Source organism: Promicromonospora iranensis (genome assembly GCF_028994775.1).
GTDB lineage: Bacteria > Actinomycetota > Actinomycetes > Actinomycetales > Cellulomonadaceae > Promicromonospora > Promicromonospora iranensis_A.
Genome location: NZ_JAJQMN010000009.1, coordinates 1 through 13,222, shown reverse-complemented (window position 1 = coordinate 13,222; position 13,222 = coordinate 1). Strand labels below are relative to the sequence as shown.

Annotated in this window: 12 protein-coding genes and 1 pseudogene; 8 read left to right on the top strand and 5 right to left on the bottom strand. The window is 71.4% G+C overall.

Going from position 1 to position 13,222, the window contains the following annotated elements:
- Positions 1-78 precede the first annotated feature (78 nt).
- Positions 79-1,326: an NYN domain-containing protein gene (locus LUU90_RS17395; RefSeq protein ID WP_275004897.1), complete on the bottom strand. Its 1,248-nt coding sequence runs from the start codon at positions 1,324-1,326 to the stop codon at positions 79-81.
- Between the two features lie 150 nt (positions 1,327-1,476).
- Between LUU90_RS17395 and LUU90_RS17390 the strand changes: the two genes are divergently transcribed.
- The gene (locus LUU90_RS17390; RefSeq protein WP_275004895.1) at positions 1,477-2,094 is read left to right on the top strand and encodes a TetR/AcrR family transcriptional regulator; all 618 of its coding nucleotides are present in this window, start codon (positions 1,477-1,479) and stop codon (positions 2,092-2,094) included.
- Positions 2,095-2,124: 30 nt separating this feature from the next.
- Positions 2,125-2,997, top strand: coding sequence for an LLM class F420-dependent oxidoreductase (locus LUU90_RS17385; protein ID WP_275004893.1), 873 nt, complete (start codon positions 2,125-2,127; stop codon positions 2,995-2,997).
- Between the two features lie 3 nt (positions 2,998-3,000).
- Here the strand turns inward: LUU90_RS17385 and LUU90_RS17380 are convergent, their stop codons facing one another.
- Together LUU90_RS17380 and LUU90_RS17375 are read right to left on the bottom strand one after the other, a co-directional pair.
- A complete protein-coding gene (locus LUU90_RS17380) occupies positions 3,001-3,624 on the bottom strand; it encodes a DNA-3-methyladenine glycosylase I (RefSeq protein WP_275005270.1) in 624 nt (207 codons plus the stop codon).
- A 136-nt stretch (positions 3,625-3,760) separates the two neighbouring features.
- Positions 3,761-4,639 (bottom strand): TetR/AcrR family transcriptional regulator, encoded by an 879-nt coding sequence (locus LUU90_RS17375; RefSeq protein WP_275004892.1) that lies wholly within the window; start codon positions 4,637-4,639, stop codon positions 3,761-3,763.
- A gap of 168 nt (positions 4,640-4,807) precedes the next feature.
- On the opposite strand from LUU90_RS17375, the gene LUU90_RS17370 reads away from it, so the two are divergent.
- The 6 genes from LUU90_RS17370 (at position 4,808) to rlmC (ending at position 10,699) form a co-directional block, all read left to right on the top strand.
- The gene (locus LUU90_RS17370) at positions 4,808-5,776 is read left to right on the top strand and encodes an ATP-binding cassette domain-containing protein (protein ID WP_275004890.1); all 969 of its coding nucleotides are present in this window, start codon (positions 4,808-4,810) and stop codon (positions 5,774-5,776) included.
- Positions 5,773-6,540 (top strand): ABC transporter permease, encoded by a 768-nt coding sequence (locus LUU90_RS17365; protein WP_275004889.1) that lies wholly within the window; start codon positions 5,773-5,775, stop codon positions 6,538-6,540. The genes LUU90_RS17370 and LUU90_RS17365 overlap by 4 nt, the downstream gene beginning before the upstream one ends.
- Positions 6,541-6,609: 69 nt before the next feature.
- Positions 6,610-7,341 carry a DUF2306 domain-containing protein gene (locus tag LUU90_RS17360; protein ID WP_275004887.1) on the top strand — a complete coding sequence of 244 codons (732 nt, stop codon included), beginning with the start codon at positions 6,610-6,612 and terminating at the stop codon, positions 7,339-7,341.
- Between the two features lie 29 nt (positions 7,342-7,370).
- The gene (locus LUU90_RS17355; protein WP_275004885.1) at positions 7,371-7,991 is read left to right on the top strand and encodes a DinB family protein; all 621 of its coding nucleotides are present in this window, start codon (positions 7,371-7,373) and stop codon (positions 7,989-7,991) included.
- Positions 7,992-8,024: 33 nt separating this feature from the next.
- Positions 8,025-9,404 (top strand): M15 family metallopeptidase, encoded by a 1,380-nt coding sequence (locus LUU90_RS17350; protein ID WP_275004884.1) that lies wholly within the window; start codon positions 8,025-8,027, stop codon positions 9,402-9,404.
- Between the two features lie 47 nt (positions 9,405-9,451).
- A complete protein-coding gene (rlmC, locus tag LUU90_RS17345) occupies positions 9,452-10,699 on the top strand; it encodes a 23S rRNA (uracil(747)-C(5))-methyltransferase RlmC (protein WP_275004883.1) in 1,248 nt (415 codons plus the stop codon).
- Here rlmC and LUU90_RS17340 read toward each other — a convergent pair.
- A complete protein-coding gene (locus LUU90_RS17340) occupies positions 10,666-12,117 on the bottom strand; it encodes a hypothetical protein (RefSeq protein WP_275004882.1) in 1,452 nt (483 codons plus the stop codon). The two genes, rlmC and LUU90_RS17340, sit on opposite strands and share 34 nt — an antisense overlap.
- 199 nt (positions 12,118-12,316) lie before the next feature.
- A pseudogene (locus LUU90_RS17335) lies at positions 12,317-13,222 on the bottom strand (hypothetical protein); the annotation flags it as partial.

The following is a 13,222-nucleotide window of genomic DNA, read 5'->3' as shown; positions in this document are numbered from 1 at the left end:
CTGAACCGCCTGAGCCTGCGGTTCCGCTTCGGGCGCGTGCCTCGTTCCTCGGCCCACACCCTACGCTGCACCTCCGGCTCAGGCGGTGACGAGGTAGTCGTCGGCGTCGTCGTCCCAGGCCAGGGTGACGGCGCCGGCGGCTTCCGCCGCCTTCGCGAACTGCAGGAACCCGCGGAAGCCGAGCGCCTTCTCCGAGAAGTCGGGGCGCTTCTTGCGCACCGCGTTCTTCAGCCCGGACAGGGCGGCCGATCCCTTCGACTCCTGCACCACGGTCCGCAGCAGCACGAAGGCCGAGTCGGTGTTGCCCTGCTCCGGCAGCGAGACCTCCGGGTCGCCCGCCGAGGGGCCCGTCGCGAGCTCGACGAACCCACGGTCGGCGAGGAACCGCAGGAACTCGCCGAACGTGCGGAACCCGTAGTCGGACTCGCTGAACGTGGCGTCCTTGCGCAGCAGCGTCCGCTTGAGGGCGGACGCCGTCACCGGGCCGCTCGTGGAGGACTGCAGGTCCGCGAGGGTCTGTGCCACCCGCACCTCCATGGGCGCGTCGCTGGACGCCGGGGCCTCCTCCTCCTGCTCGCTCGCGTCGATCTCGGCCTCGGGCGCGACATCGACCGGTGCGGGGGCTGGCTCGGCCTTCTTGCGGCGGCGGGTGGCGGGCTTCGCCTCGGGCTCGACGACGGCGTCGGGCGCGGGAGTCTCGGCGACGGCCTCCGCCACCGCTTCGGCGGCCTTGGTGCGGCGCGAGGTGGTGGGAGCCTTCTGGGCTGCGGCACGCTCCGGTGCCGCGGCCGGCCTGCGCGAGCGCGTGCCGCGCTTCGGCGCCGGTGCGCCCAGGTCGTCGTCGGGCACCTCGACACCCTCGAGGCGGTCGTAGAAGAGGAACTCGTCGCACGCGGCGGGCAGCAGGCGCGACGTCGACTTCTCGACGCCGACGCCGATGACGCGCTTGTTCAGCTCCCGCAGCTTGTGGACGAGGGGCGAGAAGTCGCTGTCGCCCGTGCACATCACGAACGTCGAGATGTAGTCGCGCTCGAAGGCCATCTCGATGGCGTCGACCACCATCTTGATGTCGGCGGCGTTCTTGCGGGAGGCGCCCATCCGCTGCGTCATCTCGATCAGCTCGACCTGGTGCCGGGTCAGCATGCGACGGTCCTCGTCGAAGTACGACCAGTCAGCGTAGGCCCGCCGCGCGACCACCCGGCCGCGCACGGCGAGGGCGTCGGCGATCGGGCCGAAGTCGAACTGCATCCCGCCCAGGTGCTCCCGGGCGCCCAGCGCCAGGTTCTCGTAGTCGATGAAGACAGCAAGGCGTTCTTCGAGGTCCATGATCGCCACCCTATGGGGTTTCCGGATCGCAGGGGTTCGGTGCCGGCGCCGGCCACCGATCCATATGGGGAAATGAAGTGAGGGTGAAAAGCATCCTGCCTGGCCGCGCCGTCCCTGCCCGGATGCCGCCGGTTGCCTAGGATTCGAGTCATGGCCGAGGTGACGTCCGCACACGAGGACCCGATCTCCAGCCGGAGTCGGATCATCGCGGCTGCGGCGCGGCTCACGTGCGCGGACGGCTGGTCGAAGGTGACGATGGGGCGCCTGGCGGCCGAGGCGGGAGTGAGCAGGCAGACCGTCTACAACGCCGTGGGGAGTCGTGAGGACCTCGCCGAGGCGATGGTGCTGACGGAGTCGGCCCAGTTCATCTTCACGATCGTCGAGGGCTTCGAGAAGCACCCCGATGACCTGCTGTCGGCGATCCATGAGGCCGTGGAGAACACGCTCGTGCTCGCCGAGGGGAACGAGCTGCTGCGCGCGGTCGTCTCCGCGACGCACGGTGCGGACACCGAGCTGCTGCCGTTGCTCACCACGCACTCGGAGTCGCTGCTCGGCACGCTGATGGTCGTCGTGCAGGACCGGGTGGACCGGTACGAGATCGACCTGGAGCCGGAGCGGATCACGGCGATCATCGACATCCTGGTGCGCACCTCGCTGAGCCACGTCATGCAGCCGACGGCGCCGCCGCGTGAGACCGCCGACTCGCTCACGTGGTTCGTCGCCCGGATCCTGGGCCGTACCGAGGAGCTCGCCGCGTTCCGCGCTTGACGTCCTGTGCCGACGTAGGAGGATCGAGGCATGCGAATCGGCACCCACTTCATGCGTTTCGACTCGATGGAGCCCGCCGGGATGCGTACCGAGCTGGCGGACGCCGCCCGGTACGCGGACGACGGTGGCGTCGCATGGGTCTCCGTGATGGACCACTACTTCCAGATGGAGCACCAGGGCTTCCCGGCGTCCGACCCGATGCTCGAGGCGTACACGACCCTGGGCTACCTGGCCGGGGTGACCGAGAAGGTACAGCTCGGCGCCCTGGTCACGGGAGTGACGTATCGCTACCCGGGACTCCTGGCGAAGATCGTCGCGTCGCTCGACGTCGTCTCGGGTGGGCGCGCGACGTACGGCATCGGCGCCGCGTGGTACGACAAGGAGCATGCGGCTCTCGGCGTGCCGTTCCCGCCGCTCAAGGACCGCTTCGAGATGCTCGAGGAGACGGTCCGGATCGCGCGCCAGATGTACGACCTGGACAACAACGGCCCGTTCGAGGGCAAGCACTACCAGCTTGCCGAGACCATCTGCTCGCCGCCGCCGCTGTCCGGCCCGGAGATCATGATCGGTGGGTCGGGGGAGAAGGTGACCCTCCGGCTGGTCGCGCAGTACGCGGACGCGTGCAACCTGTTCGCCGAGACGCCCGAACGGTTGCGGCACCTGCTGGACGTGCTGCACCGGCACTGTGACGACGTCGGGCGCGACCCCGCCGATATCCGCGTCACGATGCTGCACCGCGGCGCGCCGATCGGCCCCGGTGACACGGCGGCGTTCGTCGAGGAGATGCGCGGCTTCGCCGAGCACGGGGTGGACACGGTGATCCTGCGCCCGCCCGCCACATCGCTCGCCGCGTGGGTCCGCGACGCCGTCCTTCCGGTCGTGGAGCCGTGCGCGGAGCTCTGACGCTCAGGTGGCGGACTCCGGCGTGACCGCCCGGTCACGCCCCAGCACCACCGGACAGGTGGCGACATGGTCGTCCACGAGGCCACAGGCCTGCATCGCCGCGTAGGCCGTGGTGGGGCCGATGAACCGGAACCCGTGCTTCTTCATCGCCTTGCTCATGGCCTTTGACTCGGGGGTCCAGCCCGGTACGTCGCCGAAGGTGGCGGGGCGTTCGCGCGTACCCGGTTCGGGCGCGAAGGACCAGAACAGCTCGTCGAGCGTGCGGCCGGAGTCGTGCAGGGCGACCACCGCGCGTGCGTTGTCGACGGTGGCCTCGATCTTCATGCGGTTCCGGATGATGCGCGCGTCGGTGAGCAACCGCTCGACGTCGTCCGACCCGAAGGCCGCCACCCTCTCCGGGTCGAACCCCTCGAAGACCTCGCGGAACGCCGGGCGCTTGCGCAGCACGGTGATCCAGGAGAGCCCGGACTGGAAACCCTCCAGGGCAATGCGTTCGAGCAGAGCCTGCTCACCGTGGACGGGTACGCCCCACTCCTCGTCGTGGTACGCCTCGTAGAGCGGGTCGCCGTCGCCGAAGCAGCGCAGCGCCGTACCCGGCGCCGGTGTCGGCGTCTTGTCATCGGTCATGGGATCACTTGTCACGGCACCACTCTGACTCACGCCACTGACGTTCCACGGGTCCCGGCCGCTCACCTGTGCACGACGTCCGAAAACCGCTGCCTGTGGTCGCGCCCGGAGCGTTGCGGAACTGTGCGCCAGGGGCTCAGGACGCGTCGTCGGGTAGTGCGCCGCGGCGCCTCAGGTACGCCTCGACACCGTCGAGGACTATGCCGATCCCGAAGGCGATGTCGTCGGCGACGGCCGTCTGCGTCTGCGCTCCCGTCCAGGTGGCGAACGACGCGAACAGGTGGGGGTACGCAGCGGGTTCGGCATAGCGCGCGAGCACCGCCTCGAAGTCGGCGTACGGGTCGGCCGCCTCGATCGCGGCAGGGTCGAGCTCGGACTCCGGTGTGGTCTCGGCGAGCCCGGCCTCACGGCGCACCCGCTGGACCGCCGCACGACGGGTCTCGACGTGCACGCGCGCCTCGCCGAGCACGTGCTGCGCGAGCAGCCCCACGATCGCGAGCTTCTCGTCGGCCGGCAGGTCGATGTTCCGCAGGACCCCGAAGGCCTGGTCGAGCCAGCGCACCCGGTTGGGCCCGGGCAGCACGCCGGACAGCGGCAGGTCGAGGAACCACGGACGGGCCAGACTCATCTCGATCTGGGTTCGTGTCCAGGTCTCGAGCCCGTCGCGCCAGCCGATGTCGGACGGTAGGTCGGGCAGGTCCCGTGCCACCGCGTCCGCCATCAGGGCGAGCAGCTCCTCCTTGCCGGACACGTGCCGGTACAGGGCCATCGGGGTGTACCCCACGGCTTCGGCGACGCGTGCCATCGAGACGGCGGCGAGGCCCTCGGCGTCGGCCAGGTCCAGTGCGGCCTGCACGATCTGTGCGGCGGACAGCGCGGGCTTGGGCCCGCGGCGGCGCGGCGCTCCGTCGCCCCACATGCGCTGGATCGTGGCGGGCAGCTCAGCCCTCGAGCCCGCGTCCGACGGTGGTCGGGCGGAACCGTGCGGCTGTTCGGGCGTGCTCTCGGTGCTCATCGGTTCCCATCCTGCCCTGTTCGTCCTGCCCTGTTCGTCCTGCCCTGCTCGGCGGCTCCTGTCCCGCTCGGCTCCCGAAACTCTCTTGACCACATACTGTTTACGCCCCACACTAAAACGCGTAGAGCGTAAACAGTAACGCCACGACCCGAGGAAGAGGGAGAGACCATGGCTGCGATCGTCACAGCCGAAGGCCTGCAGAAGTCCTTCGCGCGGAGAGGTTCGGCGAGCCCGCCGGTGCTGGACGGGCTGGACCTGGAGCTCGAGGAGGGAGCGGTCCTCGCGCTGCTCGGTCCCAACGGCGCGGGCAAGACCACCACCGTCCGCATCCTGTCGACGCTGCTGCGGCCCGACGCCGGCCGCGCGACGGTGGCGGGGTTCGACGTGGTGCGGGAGGCGCGCCAGGTCCGCCAGATCATCAGTCTCACCGGGCAGCAGGTGGCGGTGGACGACAAGCAGTCCGGGGCGGAGAACCTCACGATGATGGGGCGTCTGGCCCACCTCCCGCGCCGGGTCGTGCGGGAGCGCGTGGCGGAGCTGCTCACGGCCTTCGACCTGTCCCACGCCGCGCACCGGCAGGTCGGCACCTGGTCCGGCGGCATGCGGCGTCGGCTCGACCTGGCGGCAGGCCTGTTGACCAGGCCCCGGGTCATGTTCCTCGACGAGCCGACGACCGGCCTCGACCCGAGGTCGCGACAGGCACTGTGGGACGTGGTGCGAGGCGTGGTGGACGAGGGCACCAGCGTCTTCCTCACGACGCAGTACCTGGAGGAGGCGGACCGGCTCGCCCAGCGCGTCGCGCTCGTCGACGGCGGCCGCATCGTCGCGGAGGGCACGCCCGCGCAGCTCAAGCGCCAGGTGGGCGAGGCGGGCGTCGAGCTCACCTTCGCCACGGCGTCCGACGCCGACCGGGTCGCCCCCGCCCTCGGGGTCGCGACGGTCGACGGCACGCGGGTGCGGGTGCCCACCGACGGTTCGGTCGGGCACGTGCGCGCCGTGCTCTCGGCGGTCGAGGCGGCGGGGCCCGTGCCGGAGCACTGGGAGGTACGCGCGCCCAGCCTCGACGACGTCTTTCTCACGCTGACCGGTCACGTCGGCCAGGAGAGCCCGGCACGCACGGCGGAGGTGGCGGCATGACGTACCTGCTGAGCGACGTCTCGACGATGGCCGCACGCAGCCTGCGCCTCGTCTCGCGGGACCTCGACGCCATGATCACGGCGGTGGTGCTGCCGGTGGTCATCCTGCTGATGTTCGTGCTGGTCTTCGGCGGCGCCGTCGACATCGGCACCGACTACATCAACTACGTGACGCCGGGCGTGATCCTGCTGGCGGCCGGGTTCGGGGCGGCGAACACGGCGCTGGCGGTGGAGCACGACATGTCGAGCGGCATGGTCGACCGGCTCAGGTCGATGCCCATGACCGCCTGGACCGTCCTGTCGGGCCACGTGGTCGCGAGCCTCGTGAAGAACCTGGCCACCACCGCGATCGTGTTCGGCGTGTCGATGGCCATCGGGTTCCGGCCCGAGGCGTCCGTGCTGGAGTGGCTCGCCGCGGTCGGCATGATCCTGCTCTTCGTCGGCTGGATCACGTGGCTCGCCGCCCTCGTGGGTGTGCTGGTCCGGTCACCCGACGCCGCCGGGGGCTTCACGTTCTTCGTGATGTTCCTGCCCTACGTGTCGAGCGCCTTCGTGCCGGTCGACACGCTGCCGTCCTGGTTGCGCGGCTTCGCGGAGCACCAGCCCGTGACACCGGTGATCGAGACGGTGCGCAGCCTGCTCTCGGGCGGCGTGCCGACGGCTGCGGACCCGGTCGGCGTCGCGGTGCTCGCCGTCGGGTGGTGCCTCGGGCTCGGGCTGGTCTTCGCGGTGGCGGCAGGCCTGGCGTTCCGTGCACGGCGCTGACGCCGCGCACTCCCGGCCGTCCGGCCGTCAGACCTTCCGACCTTCCGACCTGACGAAAGCAGGCAAGTCATGGCAACCGACACGACGACCAGCACCTCGACTCCTGCCTCACCGGCCGGGCCGGCCCCGCGGGTTCGCTGGTGGCGCCGCCCCTGGATCGCGCCGCTGGCGATCATCACGGCGATCTTCCTCGCGACGTCCCTGCCCCGCTACGTGGGCCTGGACCCGACCCAGTCCCTGGTCCCCACGGACCGCGGTGCGGTGTTCTACCCCGCCCTGGTGACCCACATCTTCACCGGGTCGATCATGCTCGCTGCCGCCGTGCTGCAGCTCTGGCCGTGGCTGCGTGCGCACCACCCGCGGGTGCACCGGTGGAGCGGCCGCGTCTACGTGGCCACGGCGCTCGTGACAGGCGTCGCCGCGCTGGTGGTCGCGCAGTTCCCCAGTGCGGGGCTGGGCCAGCAGGTGGCGAACACGCTGCTCGGCGTGCTGTTCCTGGCCTGCACCCTGCTCGGCTTCCGTGCGGTGCGGCAGCGGCGCTTCGGTGACCACCGGGAATGGATGGTCCGGAGCACCGCGCTGGCGTTCTCGATCGTGGCCAACCGATTCTGGATCCCCGTGCTCCTGGCGATCTTCGTGCCGGAGTCGCTGACCGACCCGAGCATCGGTGTCGAGCACCCGGCGGTCAAGGACGTTGCGATCACCTCTGCGTGGGTGTCGTGGGTCGGAAATCTGCTGTTCGCCGAGTGGTGGCTGCACCGCAAGCCGAACAAGCGGGCCCGGGTGCAAAGAAGTCGTTGAATGTCGGTGGTGCGCGACACACTGTCCCCATGGCACAGACGACTGACGGCACCACCGGTTCGGGTGAGCCGGCACAGAAGCAGATCCTGAAGAAGTACCTGAACGAGTCCCGTGAGGCCCTCCTGTGGAAGCTGGAGGGCCTCACGGAGAAGCAGGCCCGCTGGCCCCTGGTGCCCTCCGGCAACAACCTGCTCGGCCTGGTGAAGCACTGCGCCAACACCGAGATCGGCTACCTCGGCACCAGCTTCGGCCGGGAGTGGCCCGACCTGGAGGAGCTCGTGTCCGACCAGACGCTGGACGAGGACCCCCAGGCGGACTGGTACGCGACAGCGAACGAGTCGATCGCCTCGGTGGCGGACCTCTACCGCAGGGCCGGGGTGTTCTGCGACGAGACCATCGACCTGCTGCCCCTCGACACCGTGGGTCGCGTGCCGTGGTGGGGGGACCGTGAGGTCACGCTCTTCCAGATCATCGTTCACGTGACCAACGAGAACGCCCGGCACGCCGGGCACGCCGACATCTTGCGTGAGCTCACGGACAAGTCCGTGGGTCTCGTCGCCGGCAACACCAACATCCCGGACTGGCAGGCGGGCGAGGCTGCCGTCTACCTCGACAAGCTCAAGAACCTCGCGGAACGGGCGGGCAACTAGCGCCCGGGCTCCGGATTCGCCAAACTTCGGGCCATGCCCCTCAACGCGGACCCGCCCGCACCTGCTGGACCACCACTCGAACCCGACGCGGACACGCAGAGCCCGCCGGCCGGCACTGCCGAGTCGACGTACGACGCGTGGCCGCTGAACGCGGCACCCCGGGTGGGCATCCAGTCGGACGGCGGTTCGATGCGACCGCTGGTGGTCTTCCTGGTCGCCGCGGCGGTCGCGCTCGTCGGCAGCATCGTGTTCGCGCTGGTCCATGTCGGCAACCAGCGCGAGCAGGAGCAGCTGGCCGACGCCCGTGCCGACGTCGTGCAGGCCGTGGACGAGGGGCGCACCGCCCAGGAGAGCCTGGCCGAGCAGATCGCGGCAGCGGAACAGGCCCTCGCGGCCTCCGAGGGCAAGGTGGTCGACGCCGCCGTCCGCACCGACCTGGCCGAGCACGTCGCCTCGGCCAAGAAGCTCGGCGCGATACAGCCGCCGTCGGTCCCCGAGGCCGGCACGCCCGGGCTCGACGCGACCGACGACGTCGACGCACTGGAAGCGCGGGCGACCGAGTGGGCGATCACCATGCGCACCACGTCGACGGCCCTTGTCGCGGCCACAGAGGACGTACGGGCCTCGCACCAGCAGTGGCAGCAGAAGCGCAAGGACGCACAGGCCGAGGCCGCCACGGCAGCAGCACAGGCGCAGAAGGCAGCCGCCCAGCTCAAGACCGCGAAGGCGCGGCTGACGTCGGTCACCGCCCAGCTCAAGATCTCCGTGCGCGACTCCGAGTACACCCTGAGCTGGACCGCCGACGCCGGCGCTCCCGCCGCCGTCCGCAAGGCTCTCGACACCCATCGCGCCGAGGGCCAGGCGGCGCTCGCGGCCGCGGCGAAGATGAACGACCTCCGTTCGGTCGAGGCGATCGGCCAGCGACGTGAGGCGGCGCGGGCGGCGATCGAGACGGCGGCGTGGGAAGCGCGCGCGACGGTGGCCGACGGCTCCAACGGCCGGCTCGAGCTGGACGCCCTCTGCAAGGTAGGGGTCGGGCCCGAGGGGCAGGACCAGTACCTGCGGTGCGACGCGGCCGAGGCATGGAAGAAGCTCGGGGTGCAGTTCGAGGCGAAGTTCGGCAAGCCGCTGCGGGTGGAGTACGGCTACCGCCCCTACGACTGGCAGCTTCAGGCGCTCGACGAGTTCGGCAGCGGCCAGGTGGCCGCGCCGGGCACGTCGAACCACGGCTGGGCACTGGCGGTGGACGTGCCTGTGGACGAGGGCTTCCGGTTCGGCCGGCCCGAGTTCGAGTGGCTCGCCGCCAACGGGCCCAAGGCCGGCTGGCACCACCCGGAGTGGGCGCGGGCGGGTGGCGGTCGCGAGGAGCCGTGGCACTTCGAGTACGAGGGTTCCCCCTCTGACGGAGAGTGACCAGGTCGTCATCGCGTTCGGGCAGTGCGGTGGCTGATACTGGTGGGGTGCAGTGCCCCCACTACGACGCGAGCCGCTGCCACTCCTGCACCCTCCTGGAGGTCGACTACCCCAACCAGGTGCTCGACAAGGAGCGGCATGTCGCCGCACTTCTCGCTCCGGTCCTGACCGCCCCGACGGCCTCGGCCTCGGAGCCGCCCGGGTCGACCTATGCGGCCACCGGCTCGACCACCGAGCCGGCCGGCTCGGGCCTGACCTGGCTCCCTGCCGTCAAGAGCGCGGAGTCAGGCTTCCGGAACAAGGCGAAGATGGTGGTCAGCGGCACAGTCGCCGAGCCGGTGCTCGGCATCCTGGACGGCACCGGCCGGGGGGTCGACCTGACGGACTGCGGGCTCTACCCTGACGCGCTCCAGGCGGCTTTCGGGCCCCTCGCGGCGTTCGTCACCCGGGCCGGCCTGGAGCCCTACCAGGTCTCCGGCCGGGGCAAGCGTGCGCAGCAGCGCGGCGAGCTCAAGTACCTGCTGGTCACCCTGTCGCCCGACGGCGAGCTCATGGTGCGGTTCGTGCTGCGCTCCCAGGAGGCCATAGCGCGGATCCGGAAGCACCTGCCCGTGCTGAAGGAAGAGCTTCCCGCCCTGGCGGTCGCTTCGGCGAACATCCAGCCGCTGCACGCCGCGGTGCTCGAGGGCGACCTTGAGATCCCGCTCACCGAGCGCACCACCCTGCCGATGCGGATCGACGACATCACGCTCGACCTGCGCCCGCAGAGCTTCTTCCAGACCAACACCGCGGTCGCCGCCGAGCTCTACCGGCAGGCCCGCGACTGGGTGGACGAGGTGGGACCGAGCAGCCTCTGGGACCTGTACTGCGGGGTGGGCGGGTTCGCGCTGCACTGCGCCGCGCCGGGCCGCGCCGTCACCGGCATCGAGATCAGCGCGGAGGCGGTGGCGGCGGCGTCGGGCACCGTGGCGAAGCTGCGCGACGGCGCGGGAGCCGAACGCTTCCGTGACGTCACGTTCGCCGCGGGTGACGCGACGGCGTTCGCGGTCGGGCCGGATGCCCCGCTGCCCGAGATGGTGATCGTGAACCCGCCGCGGCGAGGCATCGGCGCGGACCTCGCGCGATGGCTGGAGACGTCGGGGATCCAGCACGTCCTGTACTCGAGCTGCAACGCGACGACGCTCGCCAAGGACCTCGCCGCGATGCCGTCGCTGCGTCCCGTGCGGGCGCGCCTGCTCGACATGTTCCCCCAGACCGCGCACTACGAGGTGCTCGTGCTCCTGGAACGGGAGTGACCGGGAGGGCCTGAGGCCGGGTCGGACGCCCCGGACGAGCTCCCGTCCTTCGTGGCCTGCCCGGGCGGGATCTTGTCTTGTTTCGCCTGGCCCGGCGGAGACTCGTCCTTCGCGGCCCGGCCGGGCGGCGTCCCGTCCTTCTTGGCCTGGCCCGGTGGGGTCTTGTCCTGTTTCGCGAGGCCGGGCGGGGTCTTGTCGGCACCGCTGCCGCCACCACCAGGTGTGGCGGTCCCCGGTGCGTCGGGCTGGCCCTGGCCGCCGGTGCTGTCCGACTGGCCGGGCGGTAGCTCGTCCTTCGCGAGACCGGGGGGTACGTCGTCCTTCGCCAGGCCCGGCGGTAAGCCGCCCTTCTTTGCCAGTCCGGGCGGTATGCCGCCGCTCTGCGCCTGGCCCGCTGGGATGGACCTTGTCGGCTCGGGAAGGTTCGCGGGGTCCTCCGCCCGGGAGGCCGGCGAGGCGCCCCGGACCGCGGCCTTCGCGACGTCCGGTGTGGAGACGGAGACGATCCCGGTCTCGGGGAGCGTCGGTACGGCTCCCGCTCCACCTGCCACGCCCGTCGTGACGGCGGTCGTGATGAACAGGCCGCCCGCAACCGTCGCCGTCAGGCTGACCGGATCGGTCAGTGCGCTGCGGACGGTCAGGACGACGCGGGTGCCCAGGGTGGCGAGCCCGCCACCGATCCCGGCGCCGGTCAGGCCCGCACCGGCGGCGGCCACCACCGTGCTCGTCTGCGCCGCGGTAGCGGCGCCCAGCAGGAGGACCGGCGCAGCCGCACGCAGCATCCAGTACGACTCCCGCACGTCGACGAACGCCCTGGTGCAGCCCGAGCACTGAACCATGTGGTCCTCGACCTTCTGCCGACGGCCCGGCAGGAGGCGGTTCCGCACGAAGTCGTGCATCGAGGCTCGGGTGGACTCGCACTCGACGTTGTCCGCCGAGTCCACGTGCGTCTCGGCGAAGCTGCTCGCGAGCCGGTTCTCGGCGCGGCGTAGCCGCCGCTTGGCGGCGTAGGGCAGCACCCCGATCTCGTCGGCGATCGCGGCGACCGGGCGGGACGCGACATGGTGGTCCCACAGGAGCTGCTGGTCTCCGGCGGGCAGCCGCTCCATCGCCGTGGTCAGTACCTCGAAGTCCAGAGCGCGCCGGACCGGTGCGGTGATGGCCTCGGCCTGCGCTGCCTGGTCGACGGGCAGGGGGTCTTCGTGCGCCATCGCCTGGGCTGCGTCCAGCGCGGCGGCGCTCCAGAACGCGACAGGGTCGGATACTCCGCCGTACTTGATGAGCTCGACGCACAACAGCTCCAGGCCGCGGCTGGCGGCCAGCTCGGGATCGATGCCGGGCACGCGCCGGGAGACCATGAGCACGACCGCACGACGGTGTGCCGCCCACTGGCTGAGGTCCGCGCTGGTGACGGTCATGCCGCCCCCCTCCTGCACACGGCAGGGCGCCGCGTGACCTCACGTTGCACAAGACCTCGGGCGTGCATGCTCGCAAAGAACGCGGGCGCAGGGAAGACGCGGACGGGCTCGGCGGACGATCTTGGGCCGTCGCCCAGCAGCGCTGTGCGTTCGCACAGCAGTGCGGAGGTGCGGGCCAGGTAGCGAGCCCGCACCGTCATCAGTCCCCGGCCGCTGTTCGAACGTCGCCGACGGCCTGTCCGGCGTTGCCGGTGACCGTGCCGAACAGCAGGGACCAGATCTCGTCCAGCGTGGTCGTCGCGAGATCGATGCCGGGCAGGTCGGAGAGGCCCAGGCTGTCGAGCAGGTCGGCCAGCGCCGTGCCGACTCCGGGTGTCGTCGGAACTTCCGGCTCGGGGAGGGTCGGCGGCTCGACAGGTTCTTCGGGCTCGGGCGCGGGGTCGGTCGGAGGCTCCGGATCGGGTTCGTCCGTGCCACCACCACCGGGGACCGGGCCCGGGTCAGGGGCCGGGCCGGGACCAGGGTCGGACGCCGGTGGGCGGTCCTCGCGCTCCGGTCTCGGCTCCGGTGCCGGCGCAGGGTCGACCACCTCCTGCTCGGGTGCCGTCACCGGCGTCGGTGCGGCGTCTTCCTTGGGGGTGGTGGCGGGGCGCGGCTGCGGGTCGGCGGGCGGGATCGACGGCGGTCGCTCCTGCGTGGCGTCCTCCGGCGAGCTCGGGGCGTCCCCACCGCCACCCGCGCCGTCACCACCACCCGCGCCGTCACCGCTTCCCGCACCGCCACCGGCGGCCGCTCCGGCCTCCTCGATGGCCTGGACGGGTGGCTGGTCGTTCTGATGGGCGATCAGAGCAGCCGCTCCGCTGCCGACTGCCAGCACGGCGAGCACTCCGGCGGCGACGGCGGTCTCCTTCTTGCCGAACGAGCGCGGGCGTGCGCCTGTGGAGCCCGCGGCTCCTGCGGCGAGGGCGCCCGAGCCCACGGCGGTGCCGGTGGCCCAGCCTCCGGCGATGAGGTGTTGGCCGAGGTCGCGCAGCATCCAGGACACCTCGCGCACGTCGATGAATGCCCGGGTGCATTCGGCGCAGCCGTCCATGTGGACTTCCAG

What these genes read in the sequence shown, in the direction of transcription:
- LUU90_RS17350 (WP_275004884.1), top strand. Translation starts at nt 8,025, where the DNA reads ATGCCCCTCAACGCGGACCCGCCCGCACCTGCTGGACCACCACTCGAA.
- LUU90_RS17340 (WP_275004882.1), bottom strand. Translation starts at nt 12,117, where the DNA reads ATGACCGTCACCAGCGCGGACCTCAGCCAGTGGGCGGCACACCGTCGT.
- LUU90_RS17380 (WP_275005270.1), bottom strand. Translation starts at nt 3,624, where the DNA reads ATGACCGATGACAAGACGCCGACACCGGCGCCGGGTACGGCGCTGCGC.
- LUU90_RS17395 (WP_275004897.1), bottom strand. Translation starts at nt 1,326, where the DNA reads ATGGACCTCGAAGAACGCCTTGCTGTCTTCATCGACTACGAGAACCTG.
- LUU90_RS17385 (WP_275004893.1), top strand. Translation starts at nt 2,125, where the DNA reads ATGCGAATCGGCACCCACTTCATGCGTTTCGACTCGATGGAGCCCGCC.
- LUU90_RS17390 (WP_275004895.1), top strand. Translation starts at nt 1,477, where the DNA reads ATGGCCGAGGTGACGTCCGCACACGAGGACCCGATCTCCAGCCGGAGT.
- LUU90_RS17365 (WP_275004889.1), top strand. Translation starts at nt 5,773, where the DNA reads ATGACGTACCTGCTGAGCGACGTCTCGACGATGGCCGCACGCAGCCTG.
- LUU90_RS17360 (WP_275004887.1), top strand. Translation starts at nt 6,610, where the DNA reads ATGGCAACCGACACGACGACCAGCACCTCGACTCCTGCCTCACCGGCC.
- LUU90_RS17375 (WP_275004892.1), bottom strand. Translation starts at nt 4,639, where the DNA reads ATGAGCACCGAGAGCACGCCCGAACAGCCGCACGGTTCCGCCCGACCA.
- LUU90_RS17355 (WP_275004885.1), top strand. Translation starts at nt 7,371, where the DNA reads ATGGCACAGACGACTGACGGCACCACCGGTTCGGGTGAGCCGGCACAG.
- LUU90_RS17370 (WP_275004890.1), top strand. Translation starts at nt 4,808, where the DNA reads ATGGCTGCGATCGTCACAGCCGAAGGCCTGCAGAAGTCCTTCGCGCGG.